The 20,292-nt window shown below is 51.3% G+C and carries 15 protein-coding genes, 3 tRNA genes and 1 pseudogene; 15 read left to right on the top strand and 4 right to left on the bottom strand.

Annotated elements, in window-relative coordinates; translation table 11 throughout:
* Positions 1 to 34 precede the first annotated feature (34 nt).
* The 3 genes from mscM to rsgA all read right to left on the bottom strand — a co-directional run bounded on the left by mscM (position 35) and on the right by rsgA (position 5,534).
* Complete coding sequence (gene mscM, locus AC0IXI_RS21315) at positions 35 to 3,373, bottom strand: miniconductance mechanosensitive channel MscM (RefSeq protein ID WP_064515633.1); 3,339 nt, start codon at positions 3,371 to 3,373, stop codon at positions 35 to 37.
* A 60-nt stretch (positions 3,374 to 3,433) separates the two neighbouring features.
* Positions 3,434 to 4,399, bottom strand: coding sequence for an archaetidylserine decarboxylase (asd, locus tag AC0IXI_RS21310; RefSeq protein WP_134186250.1), 966 nt, complete (start codon positions 4,397 to 4,399; stop codon positions 3,434 to 3,436).
* Positions 4,400 to 4,478: 79 nt separating this feature from the next.
* Complete coding sequence (rsgA, locus tag AC0IXI_RS21305; protein WP_064515645.1) at positions 4,479 to 5,534, bottom strand: small ribosomal subunit biogenesis GTPase RsgA; 1,056 nt, start codon at positions 5,532 to 5,534, stop codon at positions 4,479 to 4,481.
* A 113-nt stretch (positions 5,535 to 5,647) separates the two neighbouring features.
* Between rsgA and orn the strand changes: the two genes are divergently transcribed.
* The 4 genes from orn (at position 5,648) to AC0IXI_RS21285 (ending at position 6,738) form a co-directional block, all read left to right on the top strand.
* Positions 5,648 to 6,193, top strand: coding sequence for an oligoribonuclease (gene orn, locus AC0IXI_RS21300; protein WP_064561812.1), 546 nt, complete (start codon positions 5,648 to 5,650; stop codon positions 6,191 to 6,193).
* A 215-nt stretch (positions 6,194 to 6,408) separates the two neighbouring features.
* A tRNA-Gly gene (locus tag AC0IXI_RS21295) sits at positions 6,409 to 6,484 on the top strand.
* A 67-nt stretch (positions 6,485 to 6,551) separates the two neighbouring features.
* A tRNA-Gly gene (locus AC0IXI_RS21290) sits at positions 6,552 to 6,627 on the top strand.
* 35 nt (positions 6,628 to 6,662) lie between these two features.
* A tRNA-Gly gene (locus AC0IXI_RS21285) sits at positions 6,663 to 6,738 on the top strand.
* A gap of 270 nt (positions 6,739 to 7,008) precedes the next feature.
* On the opposite strand, the gene queG is transcribed toward AC0IXI_RS21285, so the two are convergent.
* Positions 7,009 to 8,148 (bottom strand): tRNA epoxyqueuosine(34) reductase QueG, encoded by a 1,140-nt coding sequence (gene queG / locus AC0IXI_RS21280; protein ID WP_471683067.1) that lies wholly within the window; start codon positions 8,146 to 8,148, stop codon positions 7,009 to 7,011.
* Between queG and nnr the strand changes: the two genes are divergently transcribed.
* The 11 genes and pseudogenes from nnr (at position 8,147) to AC0IXI_RS21225 (ending at position 20,084) form a co-directional block, all read left to right on the top strand.
* Entirely contained in the window at positions 8,147 to 9,673 is a 1,527-nt protein-coding gene (nnr, locus tag AC0IXI_RS21275; RefSeq protein ID WP_471683066.1) for a bifunctional ADP-dependent NAD(P)H-hydrate dehydratase/NAD(P)H-hydrate epimerase, read from the top strand. The two genes, queG and nnr, sit on opposite strands and share 2 nt — an antisense overlap.
* Positions 9,666 to 10,127, top strand: coding sequence for a tRNA (adenosine(37)-N6)-threonylcarbamoyltransferase complex ATPase subunit type 1 TsaE (gene tsaE / locus AC0IXI_RS21270; protein ID WP_064515680.1), 462 nt, complete (start codon positions 9,666 to 9,668; stop codon positions 10,125 to 10,127). Before nnr ends, tsaE begins: the two co-directional genes overlap by 8 nt.
* Positions 10,128 to 10,140: 13 nt before the next feature.
* On the top strand, positions 10,141 to 11,472 hold the full coding sequence (amiB, locus tag AC0IXI_RS21265) for an N-acetylmuramoyl-L-alanine amidase AmiB (RefSeq protein WP_471683065.1): 1,332 nt from the start codon (positions 10,141 to 10,143) through the stop codon (positions 11,470 to 11,472).
* Positions 11,473 to 11,481: 9 nt separating this feature from the next.
* Positions 11,482 to 13,368 (top strand): DNA mismatch repair endonuclease MutL, encoded by a 1,887-nt coding sequence (mutL, locus tag AC0IXI_RS21260; RefSeq protein ID WP_064515685.1) that lies wholly within the window; start codon positions 11,482 to 11,484, stop codon positions 13,366 to 13,368.
* The gene (gene miaA / locus AC0IXI_RS21255; protein WP_471683064.1) at positions 13,361 to 14,308 is read left to right on the top strand and encodes a tRNA (adenosine(37)-N6)-dimethylallyltransferase MiaA; all 948 of its coding nucleotides are present in this window, start codon (positions 13,361 to 13,363) and stop codon (positions 14,306 to 14,308) included. The genes mutL and miaA overlap by 8 nt, the downstream gene beginning before the upstream one ends.
* Before the next feature lie 102 nt (positions 14,309 to 14,410).
* Entirely contained in the window at positions 14,411 to 14,719 is a 309-nt protein-coding gene (gene hfq, locus AC0IXI_RS21250) for an RNA chaperone Hfq (RefSeq protein WP_034461169.1), read from the top strand.
* Between the two features lie 76 nt (positions 14,720 to 14,795).
* Positions 14,796 to 16,075 (top strand): annotated as a pseudogene (hflX, locus tag AC0IXI_RS21245) (ribosome rescue GTPase HflX).
* A 74-nt stretch (positions 16,076 to 16,149) separates the two neighbouring features.
* A complete protein-coding gene (gene hflK, locus AC0IXI_RS21240; RefSeq protein ID WP_134186262.1) occupies positions 16,150 to 17,412 on the top strand; it encodes an FtsH protease activity modulator HflK in 1,263 nt (420 codons plus the stop codon).
* A gap of 2 nt (positions 17,413 to 17,414) precedes the next feature.
* Complete coding sequence (gene hflC / locus AC0IXI_RS21235) at positions 17,415 to 18,419, top strand: protease modulator HflC (RefSeq protein WP_034461175.1); 1,005 nt, start codon at positions 17,415 to 17,417, stop codon at positions 18,417 to 18,419.
* A gap of 66 nt (positions 18,420 to 18,485) precedes the next feature.
* The gene (locus AC0IXI_RS21230) at positions 18,486 to 18,683 is read left to right on the top strand and encodes a DUF2065 domain-containing protein (RefSeq protein ID WP_034461177.1); all 198 of its coding nucleotides are present in this window, start codon (positions 18,486 to 18,488) and stop codon (positions 18,681 to 18,683) included.
* A 102-nt stretch (positions 18,684 to 18,785) separates the two neighbouring features.
* Positions 18,786 to 20,084 (top strand): adenylosuccinate synthase, encoded by a 1,299-nt coding sequence (locus AC0IXI_RS21225; RefSeq protein WP_034492792.1) that lies wholly within the window; start codon positions 18,786 to 18,788, stop codon positions 20,082 to 20,084.
* Positions 20,085 to 20,292 lie beyond the last annotated feature (208 nt).

Below are 20,292 nucleotides of genomic sequence, written 5' to 3'. Positions count from 1 at the left end.
GAGCGGGTAAGCGTTTAGCTTCACCCGCTTTTTATTACAAACTCCCCGGCGTTCTTCCCGCTTTCCCCGACGATGTCAGCGTCTTACTACTCCGTTGCCCACCCAGACTATCCAGACGCATCTGGAACGGTGGGAATGGCAGCTCGATACCGTGTTCACGGAAGCCTTGCAAAATGAGCTGATGAATTTCGTGGCGCAGCGGCATACGGTGGTTCATCTCTGCGGCGTAGATACGCAGCTCAAATATTTGAATGCCCGCCTGCAGGTCCACAAGGAACGCTTCTGGCGGTGGGTTATCAATGACCAACGAACAGCGCTCGGCTGCCTGCAACAACACCTTCGTGACTTCCTCGCTGTTTGCATCAGACGGGGCTGGAACAGTTAGCACCACACGCGTTACTGAATCCGACAACGACCAGTTGATGAACTGCTCGGTGATAAACGCTTTATTTGGCACGATTATCTCTTTGCGGTCCCAGTCGCTGATAGTGGTAGCACGGGTGTTGATCTTGGTGACACTGCCAGTGAGATCGCGAATCGTCACCGTGTCGCCAATACGAATCGGTTTTTCGAACAGAATAATCAGGCCGGAAATAAAGTTGGCGAAGATCTCCTGCAAACCAAAACCCAGACCAACACCGAGGGCTGCAACCAGCCACTGCAATTTCGACCACTCAATGCCAATCATCGAGAAGCCAACTAACGTGCCGACCAGTAACAGCAGATATTTGGTGACGGTGGTAATGGCGTAACCGGTGCCTGGTGCCAAATCCAGATGCTGTAAGAGCGCAAGTTCGAGTAGTGCAGGGAGGTTACGTACCAGTTGCATGGTGATAATTAGCACCAATATGGCAATTAACACTGAACCCAGGGTTATCGGCTCAATGCTTTCCACGCCTTGTACCGTTGAGGTCACATCCCACAGGGTGATGTTCTCAAGGAAACCAAATGCAGAATGGATTTCTGACCACAACACAATGACCGACAACAGCGCAATCAGCATCAGAATCGAACGCACCAGGCGCAGTGATTGCACGCTAATGGTATCCAGATCGATTTCAGGTTCTTCGATGGTTTCCGACGAGCCTTCGTTGCTGTGGCTGTGAGCGGCTTCTTCTTCACCACGTGCCCGCTGGGCCAGGATTTCAGCACGGCGATGTTTGGCGCGGTCAAAGGCCAGGCGGCGGCGCTGAATCAGCATCCAGCGACGGAAGATATGGTAAACCACCAGTAACAAGAACCAGATAGCCACCGACGTTTCAAGCCTCGCCAGCAAGGCCTGTGCGGTTGCCAGGTAACCCACTGCCGCTGCCAGAATAGCGAGCAACGGAGCCGCGAGCAGCAGGTTCCACAAAATGGTGTTAGCGATGTTTTCGCTATTACCTTGTTTATCCAGATACAGCGGAATGCCTGCACGTTTCAGACTCAAGGTCACCAGGGCCATCGCGCCACAAATCAACATGAAACACAGTCTGCCGAGTGAGCCTGAGAACTCACGGTCATTAAGATTATCGAAAATAATCAATGCCATAATCAGCGGCACAATCATGCCGATGCTCATCAGGTAATAGCGCATGGCACGGGCGACGCGTGGCTGCGGCCAGCCAAAATGCACGATGAACAAACCATTCGGGCGAGCAAACGTGGCGCAAATCATCACGGCCCACAGCAATGGCACCGTGGCGGTCACGCCATCACCGATAGCGACTGCGAGCGGGTACGGCCAGGCAGCTTGTAGCCCGTAGCCGAGCGTTGCCCATAATACCGGTAGAGGCAACGCCACCAGAATCGACCAGAACACGGTGCGCAAGGTTAAGCTGAAATGATCCTGCGTGACCTTACCGACCCTGGCGCTCGATCGTTCAAGGAAGGCAGAAAAATGGCGGCGGGAGCTGACACTAAAGCCCACTAGTATCAATGCGCCGAACAGCGGCAGCAGCGTTTCCTTGCTGGTGAGCATCATGATGGTGGCACTGCCAAGCTGGCTGAACGTGTCCATCGATACCAGACGACGCAAATCCTGCACAATCTCCACCGGCCAAGTGATGCCCATCGGGCTGACATCTGAGGTCCAGAACAGGTAGCGGTGTGTTGCTTCGTTGACCTCTTTTAACGCATCTTCCAGTTGGCTATTCGCCACTTTCAGTTTGGTTAGCTCGAGAATCAGGTTATCGCCACCTTGCAGCAAGGAATTGAGCAGTTCGCGCTGGGTGCGCAATTGCGCTTCCAGAATACGATTTTGCTCACTGGTAAGCTCCTGACCATCGTTCTGACGAATCTGGCGTAATTGCTGCTGCTTGTTCATCAGGTCTTCATAATGCAGACGCTGTACACGCAACTGGCCAAGTTCGGTATCCAGTTGCTGTGGCTTTGGCATTTCAGGTAAACGAGCCACCTGAGCGCGTAAGGCTTCACCCAACACATTCGACACGCCAAGCCATTGTGACTGTTCGCGCAGCGTGTTGAGTGCCTGACGCACTTGCAATGTCTGGCTTGAGGCCTGGCGTTGCTGAGAGGCCACTAAATCCATACGCTGAGCCTGTTGATTCAACGCCTGGGATAATTCACGGTTATTTTTAAACTGGTCAACGATACCTGATGGCAGGTTGGCGCTGCTTTCAGCTAGCAACTCTGTGCTTTCCAGGGCCTTCTCAGCTTCGCGCTGGCGCTGATTATTCAGCTGATTACGTAATGCCTGGAGATAAGCATCCAGCTGCGTGCTCTGCTTTTGTGCCAGTTCTGCCCGTAGACGCGCGAGTTCCTGGCGGTTACTGGCTGACAACTGTGCCAGTTCCAGTTCATCGACCAAGGCTTTCAGACGTGATGATTCAGCCTGTAAAGAGAGATTTTGTGCCTGCGCTAGCGGTGTGCTGCTAGCAGGCGGGGTACCCATCCGACGTTCCACCTCGTTTAACTGGCGGCGCGCATCGGTTTGCTGTTGAGGCAGTTGGCTGAGCGAATCGGTGATTTCTCTGGTGCGTTCCTGCTCTTGCTGCGCAAGGCGGCTCTTATCGAGCAACTGGCTGCTAACTTGCAGGATTTCCTGATTTAACGCATCAGTGCTCATGGTCTCTGGCACTTTTGGCGGTTCATCGCGCAGGTTATTTATCTGCCGACGCAAGGTGTCAGAGAGTTTGGGGAAGTTATCGATAACTTGTTGGTATTGCGTGGCTCGTTCCAGCGAGACTTTGCGCTCATCAAGCGCGTTGAGCGCGGTCTGAAGTGCTTCCACGGTTTCAGGGCTGCCAGGTTTGTCTTTTGCAGACTTAGCTTGTTCGAGTTCCTGGGAGATTTGTTTGGCGTCGGGGGCGGTGGCGGCATACGCCGGAAGACTTAGGCACCAGGCCATCAGAAGTGTGATTATCAGGCGCACGTCAGTACCTTTAAGTGAACCAGCCCTCGTAGCGGTGTCACGAGGGCTGGGGAGAGCAGGTTAACTTTCGGTTTTGTTTTCCACAGACGGGCTGGTTTGTTGTTCAGCCGCAACTTCGACTTCCAGAATCTCACTTACCGGGATTTCTGGCTCAATCACAGGCTCGGTAGAAACCGCCAGCGGTTCACCAATTTTGGTGACAGACAAGCTTTGCAGTTGTTCAGCAAGGTTCACTTTACCTGGCGCGAACAAGTTGATGACCGTAGAGCCAAGTTTGAAGCGGCCCATCTCCTGGCCTTTCAGCAGCGCAACGGAGCCTTCGCTTTCACCCGCAGGCCACGTCCAGCGTTTAATTACGCCTTCACGCGGTGGCGTGATAGTGCCAGCCCAGACGGTTTCGATGCTGCCAACAATGGTGGCACCCACCAGGATTTGTGCCATCGGGCCAAACTCAGTATCGAACAGACAGATAACACGTTCGTTACGGGCAAACAGGTTCGGCACGTTTTGCGCGGTTAAATGGTTTACGGAGAACAGGTCGCCCGGCACGTAAATCATTTCACGCAAGATACCGTTACACGGCATGTGTACACGATGGTAATCACGTGGTGACAGATAAGTGGTAACGAAACTGCCGTTACGGAACAAATCGGCCATTAAGTAGTTACCGGCGAGCAAGGCTTCGAGGCTGTAGTTATGGCCTTTTGCCTGCAAGATTTTGTCTTCTTCAATCGGGCCCAACTGGCTAACTACGCCGTCTGCTGGCATCACCAACACATTTGGGTCGGTATTGATTGGACGGACATCGTCACGCAGTGGGCGCACGAAGAATTCATTGAAGGTGCGATAGCTAGCGGTATCCGGCTTCTGAGCTTCCTTCATGTCGACTTTGTAGTATTTAACGAACAGGTCGATAACCAGTTTGGTCAACCAGCCAGCTCGTTTGCTTGCACCCCAACCTGCCAGGCGAGTCAGCCATAGTTTAGGCAGAATGTACTGGAGCGAAAGTTTAAAGTTGTCTAACAAGATAGCCTCCTGGCTAAGTACCCATATTAGCGGGCATACACAAAAAGGAGCGCGATTTTAGCGATGCCCAGCTTAATTGTCAGCGGTCAGTATCGGAAAAGGTTTTACGCGATTTTACCTCGGACATACTTTCCAGTATGCGATGGTAATTTTCGAAACGCGTCTCGGCGATTTCCCCACGCTCAACGGCTTCGCGTAGCGCGCAGCCTGGATCGTTGGTGTGGCTGCAGTCACGGTATTTGCAACGACCTAAATATTCGTGGAATTCAGTAAACCCATGAGTGACTTGATCCGGCTCTAAGTGCCACAAACCAAACTCACGCACACCAGGGGAGTCGATAACATCACCGCCGCCCGGGAAGTGGTACAGACGAGATGCAGTGGTGGTGTGCTGGCCTAAACCTGAGTTGTCAGAAACGTCATTCACCAGAATCTGGACTTCTTTGAACCCGAGCAGGTTATTGAGCAGGCTCGATTTACCAACACCTGATTGCCCGGCAAAAATACTGACGCGGCCGATCAGGGCTTCTTCAAGCTCTTTCAGGCCTTCTACTTTATGGCTGGAAACCATCAACACGCGGTAACCAATCTTACGGTAGATATCCATCTGTTCATTGACGAATTTCAGGCCTTCTTCGTCGAGCAGATCGGTTTTATTCAGTACCAACAGTGGTTCAACGTCCAGGGTTTCACACGCCACCAGATAACGGTCAATAATGTTTAATGACAGCTCGGGCAGAATGGCGGAAACCACAATAATTTGGTCGATGTTGGCGGCAATGGGCTTCACGCCGTCGTAGAAATCAGGGCGTGTCAGGACGGTTGTGCGCTCGTGCACCGCATCAACAATGCCTTTTATGGTTACGCCAGCCGCAGCTTCTTTGGCTGGGCGCCAGACCACATTGTCGCCGGTTACCAGCGAACGGATGGTGCGGCGAATATTGCAGCGGTGAATGTCACCACCTGGTGATTCAACATCGGCATGTTGGCCGAAACGGCTAATGACGCGACCATCGCGCGGTTCGCCAAACTGAGAGTCGTCAGGATCGGCTTTCTCCACAGTCTGTTTAAGCCGACGCTGGTGGTTTGCTGAAACCCGGCGCTGCTGTCCTTTGGAGAGTTTATTTTTGCTCAATCTTACTGGCTCCTGGTCGCCCGTGGTGGGCAAAACCTCTATGATACACACTATTTTATACGAATTAACCCATCGACAAGGGTGGGCTACGCACAAGAAGGGTGGAAAATAGCATGAGTGGAAATGAAAACAATCTGATTTGGATTGATTTAGAAATGACCGGCCTGGACCCCGAGCGGGATCGCATAATTGAAATTGCCACTCTGGTTACCGATGCCAATTTGAATATCCTTGCCGAAGGGCCAACGATCGCGGTTCATCAGTCCGATGAACAACTGGCTCTGATGGATGACTGGAACGTGCGTACTCATACCGGCAGTGGGCTGGTGGAACGCGTGAAAGCAAGCACCCAGGACGACCGTGCCGCTGAACTGGCAACGCTTGAGTTCCTGAAACAGTGGGTCCCAGCGAATAGCTCCCCAATCTGTGGTAACAGTATCGGCCAGGATCGCCGTTTCCTGTTTAAGTACATGCCAGAGCTTGAAGAGTACTTCCACTATCGCTATCTGGATGTCAGCACTCTGAAAGAACTGGCTCGCCGCTGGAAGCCTGAAATTTTGCCTGGTTTCAAAAAGCAGGGCACCCACCAGGCGATGGATGATATCCGTGAGTCAGTGGCGGAACTTGCGTTCTACCGCGAGAACTTTATCAAGCTATAAGAAGTTGTTAGCCTCGGTCCTGTTTTTTTCACTAACGCGAAAAAAGGCAGGATCGAGAGATTTTCCTTATTTTCGCTGGGAAAATAATCATTTTGTTGAATTAATCAGCATTCAAACAAAAATCGCAAAAAAAATCGTTTGAGGGCTTGCGACTAAAACGATTTCTCGTATAATGCGCCTCCCGTACCGATGCAGAATTTGCAGCGTTACACAGAGCGGGAATAGCTCAGTTGGTAGAGCACGACCTTGCCAAGGTCGGGGTCGCGAGTTCGAGTCTCGTTTCCCGCTCCAAATTTGATTACAGCAGTACCACCAAATTCGATGGCTTTTAAGCATCAGCTTGAAAGACGAAGAATATGCGGGAATAGCTCAGTTGGTAGAGCACGACCTTGCCAAGGTCGGGGTCGCGAGTTCGAGTCTCGTTTCCCGCTCCAAATTTGATTTGGCTTTTAAAGCCAGCACCACCCAAGCGGGAATAGCTCAGTTGGTAGAGCACGACCTTGCCAAGGTCGGGGTCGCGAGTTCGAGTCTCGTTTCCCGCTCCAAATTCTAATCTTCAGTACAAATTATCCACAACGCTAGCCAGCGTCAGTGGTAGTTTTTACGTCCATGCTAAATTCTTGTAAACAGACTTATCCACAGATTAGTTTTATTCCCTTCGATCGCTAATTATTTATTAACTTTTACACCTTTAGTTTAATTAATTGATTTTATTCATTTTTATAATGTTTAAAAATGTTAACTCGATCGCTTGCAGATTTTACATCGCTTGTGGGGCAAGGCTTTCAAATTTTTATTCACATCCTGTGGACATTTCACGCATCCCGTTTTAACCCCTTTTCAATCACCCGAACCAGACGCTGCTTTTGCGGTAACTGAACCTCTGTTGCATTAGCGCTGCGCTTGATTAATTGTTGCGCAATCGCCCAGTCAATGTGCTCATCAAGAAGTGGGTGCTCACCTTTCCGTTGTTGCAATACCACCAGAATCGCTTCATCCCAGGGTGCATTTCCCATTGCCACCGCAATATTTCGCAGCCAACGTAAATGGCCAATTCGACGAATAGCTGAACCTTCTGTCACGCGCAGGAAATAGTCTTCACTCCAGGTGAACAACTCAGCCAGCTCCGGTGCATGCAACTTGCTGCGCGGGCTAAAGTCTTCTTCGATGGTCAACTGGGAGAAACGGTTCCACGGGCAAATCAGTTGGCAGTCATCGCAGCCGTAAATACGGTTGCCAATAAGCGGCCTGAACTCTTCCGGTATTGCGCCTTCAAGCTCGATAGTGAGATAAGAAATGCAGCGGCGTGCGTCAACGGTGTAGGGCTCAACAATCGCGCCTGTCGGGCAGATAGTCATGCAGGCCACGCAGCGCCCACACTTTTCCTCGACAGGTTTATCAATTGGCAGCGGAATATCGACCAACAATTCGCCAAGGAAAAAGAACGATCCTGCTTCCTGGTTGAGGATTAGTGAGTGCTTACCTGTCCAGCCGAGCCCGGCTTTATCAGCAAGTGGTCGCTCAAGAATCGGCGCTGAATCCACAAAAGGTCTAAAATTCAGCGTGGAACAATGAGACTGGATCATTTCGCCCAGTTTCTTGAGTCGATTACGCAGCAGTTTGTGGTAGTCGCGCCCAAGGGCGTAACGGCTGATATAACCAATTTTGGGATTTTTAAGCGTTGAAGCAAAGGCTGCGTTAGCGGGGAGATAGTTCATCCGCACGCTAATCACGCGCAAGGTGCCGGGGAGCAATTCGTGTGGTCGGGCACGCATCATGCCATGACGAGCCATCCAGTCCATCTCGCCGTGGTATTGTTTATCCAGCCATATCTGGAGCGCAGGTTCACTGGCGGTGAGATCGGTATCGGTAATTCCCACTTGCTGGAAGCCGAGTTCGATACCCCACTGCTTGATATTTTGCGCTAATTGATTGAGATCGAGGGGCTGTGACATGACGGACCTGAGCCTAAAAATAACCGCCAAAAGTATACCACATTCAGTCTGGTCCGCAGACTGGCTGCGCACCGCTGAGAAACAAGCGGCAGATTACTTAGGGTTAACGCTATACGAATTGATGCAGCGGGCAGGGGCTGCGGCATTTGCCCTGGCTCGTGAACTTTACCCGCAAACCCAGCACTGGCTGGTTGCGTGCGGCCATGGCAATAACGGCGGTGACGGCTATGTGGTGGCGCGCCTTGCCCAAGCGGCGGGTATTCGTGTCACGTTATTGGCACTCGAAAGTGACAAGCCTTTGCCTGAAGAAGCGGCCAGCGCGCGTGATGCGTGGCTGGATGCAGCAGGGGTGATTCATGCCCCGGAACATGTCTGGGCAGACGATATCGATCTTGTGATTGACGGCGTACTTGGCACCGGACTTAACAGTGCTCCCCGAGATGTTGCAGCGCAGCTGATAGAAAAGTGCAATCAGCATGCGGCACCTGTCGTCGCGCTGGATATCCCTTCCGGCTTGCTTGCAGAAACCGGTGCAACGCCTGGAGCGGTGATCAACGCTTCTCACACCATCACTTTTATTGCCCTTAAGCCCGGGCTTCTGACCGGAAAAGCTCGCGATGTCGTGGGCGAATTGCATTTCAATGCGTTGGGTCTTGAAGACTGGTTAAAGGGGCAAGTTGCACCGATATCTCGCGTAGATAGCGCGCAACTAGCGGGATGGTTGCCTCCGCGTAAACCTACGTCGCATAAAGGGACTAATGGGCGGCTGGTGATCATTGGTGGCGACCACGGTACTGCCGGAGCGATTCGCATGACCGGCGAGGCTGCGCTACGCGCTGGAGCGGGGTTGATCAAGGTTTTAACTCGTTCAGAAAACATTGCCCCGCTTATTACCGCCCGACCGGAACTGATGGTTCAGGAACTCACATCAAATTCACTTGATGAATGTCTCGAATGGGCAGATGTGGTGGTTATTGGTCCTGGGCTTGGGATGCATGAATGGGGCAAAAAAGCCCTGGAAAAAGTAGAGAACTGCCGTAAACCGATGCTGTGGGATGCAGATGCGTTGAACCTTCTGGCAATCAATCCCGATAAACGTCAGAATCGCGTCATTACGCCGCATCCTGGCGAAGCCGCCCGGCTGTTAAATTGCGCAGTATCACAAATTGAGAGTGACCGCTTACTTTCCGCAGACCGTCTTGTAAAACGTTATGGCGGAATTGTGGTCTTAAAAGGTGCCGGTACGGTTGTTGCCAGTCAAAACGGCGAATGCTCACTCATTGATGTGGGAAATGCCGGGATGGGAAGTGGCGGTATGGGGGATGTGCTATCCGGGATCATCGGAGCATTGCTGGCACAGAAGTTAACCCCGTATGATGCGGCATGTGCTGGATGTGTTGTACATGGCGCTGCTGCTGATGTCTTGGCTCAGCGCTTCGGTACACGCGGTATGTTAGCAAGCGACTTATTCTCGACGATGTACCCTTTTGTTAACCCGGATTTGAATAGCAAAGAAAATGATTAATCGAGTTATCGCATTACCTGATGAAACTGCGACCTTAGAATTGGGTGCGCGTCTGGCAAAAGCCTGTATCGGTGCCACCGTGATTCATCTGTATGGTGACCTGGGTGCGGGCAAGACGACATTCAGCCGTGGTTTTGTGCAAGCGTTGGGCCACAAAGGCAATGTTAAGAGCCCAACTTACACGTTGGTTGAACCGTATGAACTTGGCAATTTGATGGTGTATCACTTTGATCTCTATCGCCTTGCTGATCCAGAAGAACTCGAATTTATGGGAATTCGTGACTATTTTACCAATGACGCAATTAGTCTGGTGGAATGGCCGCAAAAAGGCCAGGGTGTGCTGCCGGAACCGGATGTCGAAATACACCTAAGTTACCAGGCCGAAGGGCGCGAGGCGTGCCTGAAAGCAGTTTCCTCATCTGGTGAGTCGTTACTGGCGCGGTTTGCCAAATAACAAGGACGACGGGATGATCTTTCGCGTGAAAAGTTGGTTGATGGCGGCGTGCTTACTGTTGCTTACGGCACAGTCGGGTGCCGCGAGTTTAGCGGATATTCAGGTATCAAATGGTGATTCTCAGGCGCGAATCACCTTTAGTTTTATTGGTGACCCTGAATATGCATTCTCTCAGGATGATAAAAAAAGCGTAGCCCTGGATATTAAACAAACGGGTGTGATTCGAGGTTTACCTCTGTTGTTCAGTGGAAATAACCTGGTGAAAAGCATTCGTTCAGGGCAACCGAAAGATAGCGATTCCTTACGCCTGGTGGTTGATCTCACTGAGCCTGGCAAAACTCGCGCGGTGAAACAGCAAAATGGTTCTAATTACACGGTCGTGTTTACCATTAACGCCGATGTGCCACCGCCGCCTCCACCACCACCGGTTGTTGCCAAACAAGTGGAAGCCCCGCAAGTTACCCGCCCGACAGACCCGGCAAAAAATCCGTTTAACCCGCAAACCGTTACTGGCGCAGTCAGTTCGAATACGGCGATGCATCCTGCGCGAACTCAACGCACCACTACTCAGTCTGATACCGTGGTTGTGGCGATTGATGCTGGACATGGTGGACAAGACCCGGGTGCGATTGGTCCGGGTGGGACGAAAGAGAAAAACGTCACTATTTCTATTGCCCGTAAACTACGTTCCTTGCTCAATGACGACCCGATGTTTAAAGGCGTGCTGACCCGTGATGGCGACTATTTCATTTCGGTGATGGGGCGCTCGGATGTGGCGCGTAAACAGAACGCCAATATTCTGGTTTCTATTCATGCCGATGCTGCACCAAACCGCGACGCGACGGGAGCATCTGTCTGGGTGCTGTCAAACCGCCGTGCAAATAGCGAAATGGCGGGCTGGCTCGAACAGCACGAGAAACAATCCGAGTTGCTGGGTGGTGCAGGTGATGTACTGGCCAATAGCCAGGCTGACCCGTATCTGAGCCAGGCGGTACTGGATTTGCAATTCGGCCATTCCCAGCGTGTCGGGTATGATGTGGCGACAAAAGTGCTGGCTCAAATGCAACGTGTCGGCGCGTTACACAAGCGTCGCCCTGAGCATGCAAGCCTTGGAGTATTACGCTCACCAGATATCCCTTCAGTGCTAGTGGAAACCGGGTTTATCAGTAACAACTCGGAAGAGCGCCTGCTTGATAGCGATGACTATCAGCAAAAAATTGCCCAAGCCATTTATCAAGGTTTGAGGGACTATTTCCAGACGCATCCGTTACAATCAGCACCTGCCCCGGGGCAAACCGCACGTTCGCAAGGTGCGGGTCTCGATCAGGTCGCGATTACTCAATAAGGAAATTTCATGCCGATTCAGGTTCTGCCGCCGCAACTTGCCAACCAGATTGCTGCTGGCGAAGTGGTAGAGCGCCCCGCATCGGTGGTGAAGGAGCTGGTTGAGAACAGTCTGGATGCTGGCGCTACTCGTATTGATATTGATATCGAACGCGGTGGTGCCAAGCTCATTCGTATCCGCGACAACGGTTGTGGTATCAAAAAAGACGAGCTGGCGCTTGCGCTGGCTCGCCATGCCACCAGTAAAATTGCTTCACTTGATGACCTTGAGGCGATTATCAGCCTTGGTTTTCGTGGCGAAGCGTTAGCCAGTATTAGCTCGGTTGCCCGTCTGACGTTAACGTCACGTACCGTCGATCAAAGTGAGGCCTGGCAAGCCTATGCCGAAGGCCGTGAACAAGATGTGACGGTGAAGCCCGCAGCGCATCCAGTCGGAACCACGCTTGAAGTGTTGGATCTGTTTTACAACACACCTGCCCGGCGCAAATTCATGCGCACTGAAAAAACCGAATTCAACCATATTGATGAGATTGTCAGGCGTATAGCGTTGGCACGCTTTGATGTGTCGATTAATTTGACGCATAACGGCAAAGTCATTCGTCAATATCGTGCGGTCGCAGAAGGCGCGCCTCGTGAACGTCGTCTGGGTGCGATTTGTGGCACGCAGTTCCTCGAACAAGCTCTGTCCATTGAATGGCAGCACGGCGATCTTGCTTTACGTGGGTGGGTGGCTGAACCAAGTGCGACGACTTCTGCACTCGCAGAGATTCAATATTGTTACGTCAATGGCCGCATGATGCGTGACCGCTTGATAAATCACGCCATTCGCCAGGCCTGTGAAGATAAACTCGGAGCCGATCAGCAACCGGCATTTGTGCTCTATCTTGAAATCGATCCGCATCAGGTGGATGTGAATGTACATCCGGCCAAACATGAAGTGCGGTTCCATCAATCGCGTCTGGTGCATGACTTTATCTATCAGGGCGTGTTGAGCGTGCTGCAACAGCAGACAGAAAACCGTTTGCCACTGGAAGAAACAACCGAAGAACCGCAACAGAGTTGGCAGCCGGAAAATCGCGTTGCATCTGGACGTAACCAGTTTTCAACACCTGCCCCCACTTCTTCTGTTGTTCGTGAATCACCGCCTCGCAGTTCTTCGCCAAATGGCGGTGAATATAGCGGCGGAGGTGCCAGCAAAAACATACCTTTATGGCCTCATGCAGCACCAGGTTTCCAGAAGAAAGAAGGGGCGCTGTATCGCGAGCTTCTGAATACGCAAGCTTCCCCAACGCCAAAAAATCGTGCAGCTGAACCTGAAACCAACGAAGTATTAGACGCCCATGCACAAAGTTTTGGCCGTGTACTGACGGTGCTTGCACCAGACATGGCATTGCTGGAACGCGACGGCAAAATTATGCTGCTTTCATTAACCGTGGCTGAACGCTGGTTGAAAATGGCGCAGTTAGTACCAGGTAGTGAAGGTGCTCGAGCACAACCATTGCTGATCCCTGTACGCCTGAAAGTGACGAAAGAAGAACAGGACGTTCTGGTTAAATATCAGTCGCTTTTATTGGAAATGGGCATCGAATTTGTCGCAGAGTCGCGTCAGATAACAATTCGCACCGTACCTTTACCTTTACGTAAACAAAATTTACAAATCTTGATTCACGAACTGCCAGGATACCTGGCGCAACAGACAGAGGTTAACGCACCACAGATTGCTCAATGGTTTGCTCGTCAAATGGACGGCTTTCATGAACAATGGAATCTGGCACAGGCAATTGCCTTGCTGGCTGATGTAGAGCGCCTTTGTCCGCAGCTGGTGAAATCACCACCTGGCGGTTTGTTACAACCTGTTGATTTACAATTGGCGATGAACGCCCTGAAACATGACTGAAGTTAAGCAAAACCTGCCACAGGCAATTTTTTTAATGGGGCCAACGGCCTCTGGTAAGACGGCGCTCGCGATTAATTTGCGTAAAACGTTGCCGGTAGAGTTGATAAGCGTCGATTCGGCCCTTATCTATCAAGGGATGAACATCGGTACAGCAAAGCCCACGGCGGAAGAACTTGCCCAGGCCCCGCACCGGTTACTTGATATTCTCGACCCTGCACAGGCTTATTCCGCCGCAGATTTCCGGCGCGATGCGTTAGCTGAAATGGCAGATATTACCGCAGCCGGGCGTATCCCCTTGTTAGTTGGGGGAACGATGCTCTACTTCAAGGCATTGTTAGAAGGTTTGTCACCGTTGCCATCTGCCGATCCAGAAGTTCGGGATAGGATAGAAAAACAGGCTGCAGAGCAAGGATGGGAGGCGTTGCATCGTGAGTTAGCACAGGTTGATCCTGTCGCCGCTGCACGTATTCATCCAAATGATCCACAAAGGCTTTCCCGCGCACTGGAAGTTTTTTTCATTTCGGGTAAAACTTTAACGGAACTGACGAAAACGTCAGGAGAAGCTCTGCCTTACCAGGTGCATCAGTTCGCCATCGCCCCGGCGAGCCGTGAACTGCTCCATCAACGAATTGAGCAGCGTTTTCATCAGATGTTAGCTTCTGGATTTGAAGCTGAAGTACGGGCTCTTTTTGCCCGTGGTGATTTGCATACGGATATGCCTTCCATTCGTTGTGTGGGTTACCGGCAGATGTGGTCTTATCTGGCCGGTGAAATTCCACATGATGAAATGGTTTATCGTGGTATTTGCGCGACGAGACAATTGGCTAAGCGCCAGATGACCTGGTTAAGAGGTTGGGAAGGTGTTCACTGGTTAGACAGTGAGAATCCGTCTCAATCTTATAACGATGTAGTACAGGTTGTTAGTGCGAAGCACCAATGAATGTGTACAATTGAATCGTTATGGTGCGCAGTATCTTACGCAGTTTTTCAGAGCCTCAGGGTTCTTGAGTTACAAACAACAAGCATATAAGGAAAAGATAGAATGGCTAAGGGGCAATCATTACAAGATCCGTTCTTGAACGCACTGCGTCGCGAACGTGTTCCAGTTTCTATTTATTTGGTGAATGGTATTAAGCTGCAAGGGCAGATTGAGTCTTTTGATCAGTTTGTGATCCTGTTGAAAAACACGGTCAGCCAGATGGTCTATAAGCACGCGATTTCAACTGTTGTTCCGTCACGTCCGGTATCTCATCACAGTAATAACACCGGTACTAGCGGTTCTGGCAGCTATCACCATGGCGGCAGCGCGCAAGGTTCTGCGCCACAACAAGACAACGAAGACGCTGAATAAGGCATAACGTTGTTTTTCCAAGCCGGGGAACCAGGGATGATGGGTTCCCCGCTGGTCTTTTTGAGAGGTTATACGCTTGTTTGACCGTTATGATGCCGGTGAGCATGCGGTACTAGTACACATCTATTTTACGCAAGACAAAAACAAAGAAGATCTGGAGGAGTTTGAATCTCTGGTCTCTTCAGCTGGTGTCGAAGCGTTACAGGTGGTTACTGGTAGCCGCAAAGCTCCTCACCCGAAGTATTTTGTTGGTGAAGGTAAGGCAATTGAGATTGCCGATGCAGTGAAAGCCACTGGGGCATCGGTCATTTTATTTGATCATGCGTTGTCTCCTGCTCAGGAGCGTAACCTCGAAGCGCTGTGTGAATGTCGCGTCGTCGACAGAACCGGCCTGATTTTAGATATTTTTGCTCAACGTGCACGTACCCATGAAGGTAAGTTGCAGGTTGAACTGGCTCAGTTACGTCACATGGCAACTCGTCTTGTGCGCGGCTGGACCCACCTTGAGCGTCAGGGAGGGGGGATAGGTTCACGAGGCCCTGGGGAAACTCAGCTCGAAACCGACCGCCGTTTACTGCGCAACCGGATTATGCAGATTCTTGGTCGCTTAGAACGAGTCGAAAAACAGCGTGAACAAGGTCGAAGATCGCGTGCCAAGGCTGATATCCCAACCGTCTCTCTGGTGGGCTACACCAACGCTGGCAAATCTACCCTGTTTAATCAGATAACTGCAGCTGGCGTTTATGCTGCAGATAAGTTGTTTGCCACACTTGATCCAACATTACGTCGCATTAACGTTACGGATGTTGGTGAAACCATACTGGCAGATACAGTAGGTTTTATTCGTCACCTGCCACACGATTTAGTGGCGGCGTTTAAGGCAACCTTGCAGGAAACTCGCCAGGCGACACTGTTATTACATGTCATTGATGCAAGCGACCTCAGGATTGAGGAAAACATTGCCGCGGTAGATACCGTTCTCGAAGAGATTGAGGCTGATGAAATTCCAACGCTCCTGGTGATGAATAAAATAGATATGTTGGATGATTTCGTCCCACGTATCGACAGAGATGAGGAAAATATGCCGATTCGGGTCTGGCTTTCTGCCCAGACCGGAGACGGTGTTCCACTGCTTTTCCAGGCTTTGACAGAGCGTTTATCTGGTGAAATTGCACAGCATACGTTGTGTTTACCCCCCAGGCAGGCCGACTGCGGAGCCGGTTTTATCAGCTTCAGGCAATAGAAAAAGAGTGGATGGAGGAAGACGGCAGTGTTGGCTTACAAATTCGTATGCCTATTGTTGACTGGCGTCGCCTCTGTAAACAAGAACCGGCACTCGCTGACTACATCGTCTAGCAAGTCAAGGGAATGTCCTGAAGACTTTTTCCCCTTCGGGGGATATCACCGCACAACAAATATGGAGCATAAACATGGCGTGGAATCAGCCCGGTAATAACGGACAGGACCGCGACCCGTGGGGAAGCAGCAAACCTGGCGGCGACTCTGGGGGTAACAAAGGAGGGCGGGATCAGGGGCCACCTGATCTGGATGATATCTTCCGAAAATTAAGTAAGAAACTTGGTGGTCTGGGCGGCGGTAAAGGCGGCGGCTCCGGTTCTGGTGGTGGTTCTTCGCAGCTTCCACGTCCTCATATTGGTGGCCGCATGGTTGGCATCGTTGCTGCCGTGGCTGTTGTTATTTGGGCAGCGACTGGGTTCTATACCATTAAAGAAGCTGAACGTGGTGTTGTGACTCGTTTTGGTCAATTCAGCCATTTGGTTGAGCCGGGTTTGAACTGGAAACCGACATTCATTGATAGTGTCAGAGCGGTAAACGTTGAAGCGGTTCGCGAATTGGCGGCTTCCGGTGTGATGCTGACTTCCGATGAGAACGTCGTTCGCGTCGAAATGAACGTCCAGTACCGTGTTACCGATCCGCGTCGTTATCTGTTTAGCGTAACCAGCGCAGACGATAGCCTGCGTCAGGCAACCGACAGCGCATTGCGTGGTGTTATTGGTAAATACACCATGGATAAGATCCTCACCGAGGGTCGTACCATTATTCGTAACGATACTCAGCGCGAGCTGGAAGAAACCATTCGCCCGTACAACATGGGTATTACCCTGCTGGACGTCAACTTCCAGGCTGCTCGTCCGCCGGAAGAGGTGAAGGCTGCATTTGATGATGCGATTTCTGCGCGTGAAAACGAACAGCAATACATCCGTGAAGCAGAAGCCTATACCAACGAAGTTCAGCCGCGTGCTAACGGTCAGGCGCAGCGTATTCTTGAAGAAGCTCGCGCTTATAAAACACAGACTGTGTTAGAAGCTCAGGGTGAGGTTGCTCGCTTTGCCAGATTGTTGCCGGAATACAAGGCTGCGCCGGAAATTACCCGTGAGCGTCTGTATATCGAAACCATGGAAAAAGTGCTTAGCCATACCCGTAAAGTTCTGGTTAACGACAAAGGCGGCAACCTGATGGTTCTTCCTCTGGATCAGATGCTTAAAGGTGGTTCACAGCCTGCGGCGAAGAGCGATACTAGTGGTGCGAACAGCTTGTTGCGTCTGCCACCTGCATCCAGCTCAAGCAGCGGCAGCGCCAGCACACCGTCCTCGTCAAGCCGGGGCGATATCATGGATCAGCGCCGTGCCGACGCACAGCGCACTGATAACCAGCGCGTAGGGAGTGAATAACGATGCGTAAGTCAGTCATTGCTTTAATTATCATCGTGCTGGTAGTGCTGTTTACCTCGGTCTTCGTGGTACAGGAAGGTGAGCGCGGAATTACGTTACGCTTCGGTAAAGTGTTGCGTGATGACGAAAACAAGCCGGTGGTCTACGAGCCAGGTCTGCATTTCAAAGTACCGTTTATCGAGTCGGTTAAAACCCTTGATGCACGTATTCAGACGATGGACAACCAGGCCGATCGCTTTGTAACCAAAGAGAAGAAAGACCTGATCGTTGATTCCTATATCAAATGGCGTATCAGTGATTTCAGCCGCTACTACCTGGCAACCGGTGGTGGTGACGTTTCTCAAGCTGAAGTGCTGTTAAAACGTAAGTTCAGTGACCGTCTGCGTTCTGAAATTGGTCGTCTTGATGTGAAAGACATCGTGACCGATTCTCGCGGTCGTCTGACTCTGGACGTTCGTGATGCGCTGAACTCAGGTTCTGCAGGTACTGACGATGAAGTGTCAACACCTGCGGCGGATGATGCGATTGCATCAGCAGCGGCGCGTGTAACGGCGGAAACCAAAGGTAAAGTGCCAGTGGTTAACCCGAACAGTATGGCAGCGCTGGGTATTGAAGTGGTCGATGTGCGTATCAAGCAGATCAACCTGCCAGCTGAAGTGTCTGAGGCTATCTACAACCGTATGCGCGCAGAGCGTGAAGCGGTTGCTCGTCGCCACCGTTCACAAGGTCAGGAAGAAGCTGAGAAGCTGCGTGCTACCGCCGACTACGAAGTGACTCGTACTCTGGCAGAAGCCGAGCGTATGGGCCGAATCAGCCGTGGTGAAGGTGATGCAGAAGCTGCCAAACTGTTTGCTGACGCATTCAGCCAGGATCCGGATTTCTATGCCTTCATTCGTAGCCTGCGTGCTTACGAGGCGAGCTTCAATTCTGGTCAGGACGTTATGGTGTTAAGCCCAGATAGCGATTTCTTCCGCTATATGAAAACACCAGCGAACAGTTCACGTTAATATTCGCAAGCGTTTTATCAAGAGCCGGTCTGACCGGCTCTTTTTTTATGGGTGCTAGAGGAAATTATGAATTCGACAATCTGGATGGCATTAGCACTGGTTTTAGTGCTCGAAGGACTCGGACCGATGCTTTATCCGCGTATGTGGCGTCGTATGATAGCCGCTTTAATCCAATTACCCGATAACACGCTGCGTCGTTTTGGCGGCGGACTAGTGGTTGCAGGTGTCGTTGTCTACTACATGTTGAGTCGAAGCGGCGGTTAAGTCACGTTGAGGTGGCTGATTACCATTTTGTATACTAAAAGGGCTGATCATCGGGGAAACCGATGGTAGAATCCTTTTTTAAGCAAACGGTGATTTTGAAAAATGGGTAACAACGTCGTCGTACTGGGCACCCAATGGGGTGACGAAGGTAAAGGAAAGATCGTAGATCTTCTGACTGAACGGGCTAAATATGTTGTGCGCTACCAGGGCGGTCACAACGCAGGCCATACTCTCGTAATCAACGGTGAAAAAACCGTTCTTCATCTTATTCCATCAGGTATTCTGCGTGATAACGTTACCAGCATCATCGGTAATGGCGTTGTGCTGTCTCCTGCTGCACTGATGAAAGAGATGAAAGAACTGGAAGACCGTGGGATTCCGGTACGTGAGCGCCTGCTGTTATCTGAAGCATGTCCACTGATCCTTGATTATCACGTTGCGCTGGATGTGGCTCGTGAGAAAGCTCGTGGTGCGAAAGCTATCGGTACTACCGGTCGTGGTATCGGTCCTGCATATGAAGACAAAGTGGCCCGTCGTGGCCTGCGCGTTGGCGACTTGTTCGACAAAGCCACCTTTGCAGACAAACTGAAAGAAGTTCTGGAATACCATAACTTCCAGCTGGTTAACTTCTATAAAGTTGAAGCGGTTGATTACCAGAAAGTTCTGGACGATGTCATGGCAGTTGCTGACATTCTGACCAGCATGGTAGTTGACGTGTCCGATCTGCTGGATCAGGCACGTAAGCGCGGCGACTTCATCATGTTCGAAGGTGCTCAAGGCACACTGCTGGACATCGATCACGGTACCTATCCGTACGTGACCTCTTCCAACACCACCGCGGGTGGCGTGGCAACAGGTTCCGGCATTGGTCCACGTTATGTTGATTACGTTCTGGGTATTATCAAAGCGTACTCTACTCGCGTTGGCGCAGGTCCGTTCCCAACTGAACTGTTTGACGATATCGGCGAGTTCCTGTGCAAACAAGGTAACGAGTTCGGTGCGACCACTGGTCGTCGTCGTCGTACAGGTTGGTTGGATATCGTTGCTGTGCGTCGTGCAGTGCAGATTAACTCCCTGTCAGGTTTCTGCCTGACCAAGCTGGACGTTCTGGACGGCTTGAAAGAAGTTAAACTGTGCGTAGGCTACCGTCTGCCAGATGGCCGTGAAGTGACTACCACTCCAATGGCTGCTGACGATTGGGAAGGTATCGAGCCAATCTACGAAACCATGCCAGGCTGGTCCGAAACGACCTTCGGTGTGAAAGAGCGTAGTGGTTTGCCGCAAGCAGCGCTGGACTACATCAAGCGCATTGAAGAACTGACTGAAGTACCAGTAGACATTATTTCTACCGGTCCAGACCGTTCTGAAACCATGATTCTGCGCGATCCGTTCGACGCATAATGATGTGATGGGGTGTGCTTAGCGCACCCCAACTGTTTTATCCTGCCGTTTTATCTACCTTCCCCTATTAAATAAATTAGCTGGCAACCTTATGGCTGGTTTATCATCAATCTATACCCGTCATACTTCACGTTGCAGCGGCGTTGGCTGCACTCACTCACCCCAGCCACTTACTTAAGTAAGCTCCCGGGGATTCTTGAGCTGGCCG

The sequence above is a fragment of the Buttiauxella sp. AC038 genome, from assembly GCF_979253565.1.
Note: the sequence above shows the minus strand (reverse complement) of the source record. Positions and strands in the feature narration are given on the sequence as shown.

What these genes read in the sequence shown, in the direction of transcription:
- orn (WP_064561812.1), top strand. Translation starts at nt 5,648, where the DNA reads ATGAGTGGAAATGAAAACAATCTGATTTGGATTGATTTAGAAATGACC.
- nnr (WP_471683066.1), top strand. Translation starts at nt 8,147, where the DNA reads ATGACGGACCTGAGCCTAAAAATAACCGCCAAAAGTATACCACATTCA.
- queG (WP_471683067.1), bottom strand. Translation starts at nt 8,148, where the DNA reads ATGTCACAGCCCCTCGATCTCAATCAATTAGCGCAAAATATCAAGCAG.
- tsaE (WP_064515680.1), top strand. Translation starts at nt 9,666, where the DNA reads ATGATTAATCGAGTTATCGCATTACCTGATGAAACTGCGACCTTAGAA.
- amiB (WP_471683065.1), top strand. Translation starts at nt 10,141, where the DNA reads ATGATCTTTCGCGTGAAAAGTTGGTTGATGGCGGCGTGCTTACTGTTG.
- mutL (WP_064515685.1), top strand. Translation starts at nt 11,482, where the DNA reads ATGCCGATTCAGGTTCTGCCGCCGCAACTTGCCAACCAGATTGCTGCT.
- miaA (WP_471683064.1), top strand. Translation starts at nt 13,361, where the DNA reads ATGACTGAAGTTAAGCAAAACCTGCCACAGGCAATTTTTTTAATGGGG.
- hfq (WP_034461169.1), top strand. Translation starts at nt 14,411, where the DNA reads ATGGCTAAGGGGCAATCATTACAAGATCCGTTCTTGAACGCACTGCGT.
- hflK (WP_134186262.1), top strand. Translation starts at nt 16,150, where the DNA reads ATGGCGTGGAATCAGCCCGGTAATAACGGACAGGACCGCGACCCGTGG.
- hflC (WP_034461175.1), top strand. Translation starts at nt 17,415, where the DNA reads ATGCGTAAGTCAGTCATTGCTTTAATTATCATCGTGCTGGTAGTGCTG.
- AC0IXI_RS21230 (WP_034461177.1), top strand. Translation starts at nt 18,486, where the DNA reads ATGAATTCGACAATCTGGATGGCATTAGCACTGGTTTTAGTGCTCGAA.
- AC0IXI_RS21225 (WP_034492792.1), top strand. Translation starts at nt 18,786, where the DNA reads ATGGGTAACAACGTCGTCGTACTGGGCACCCAATGGGGTGACGAAGGT.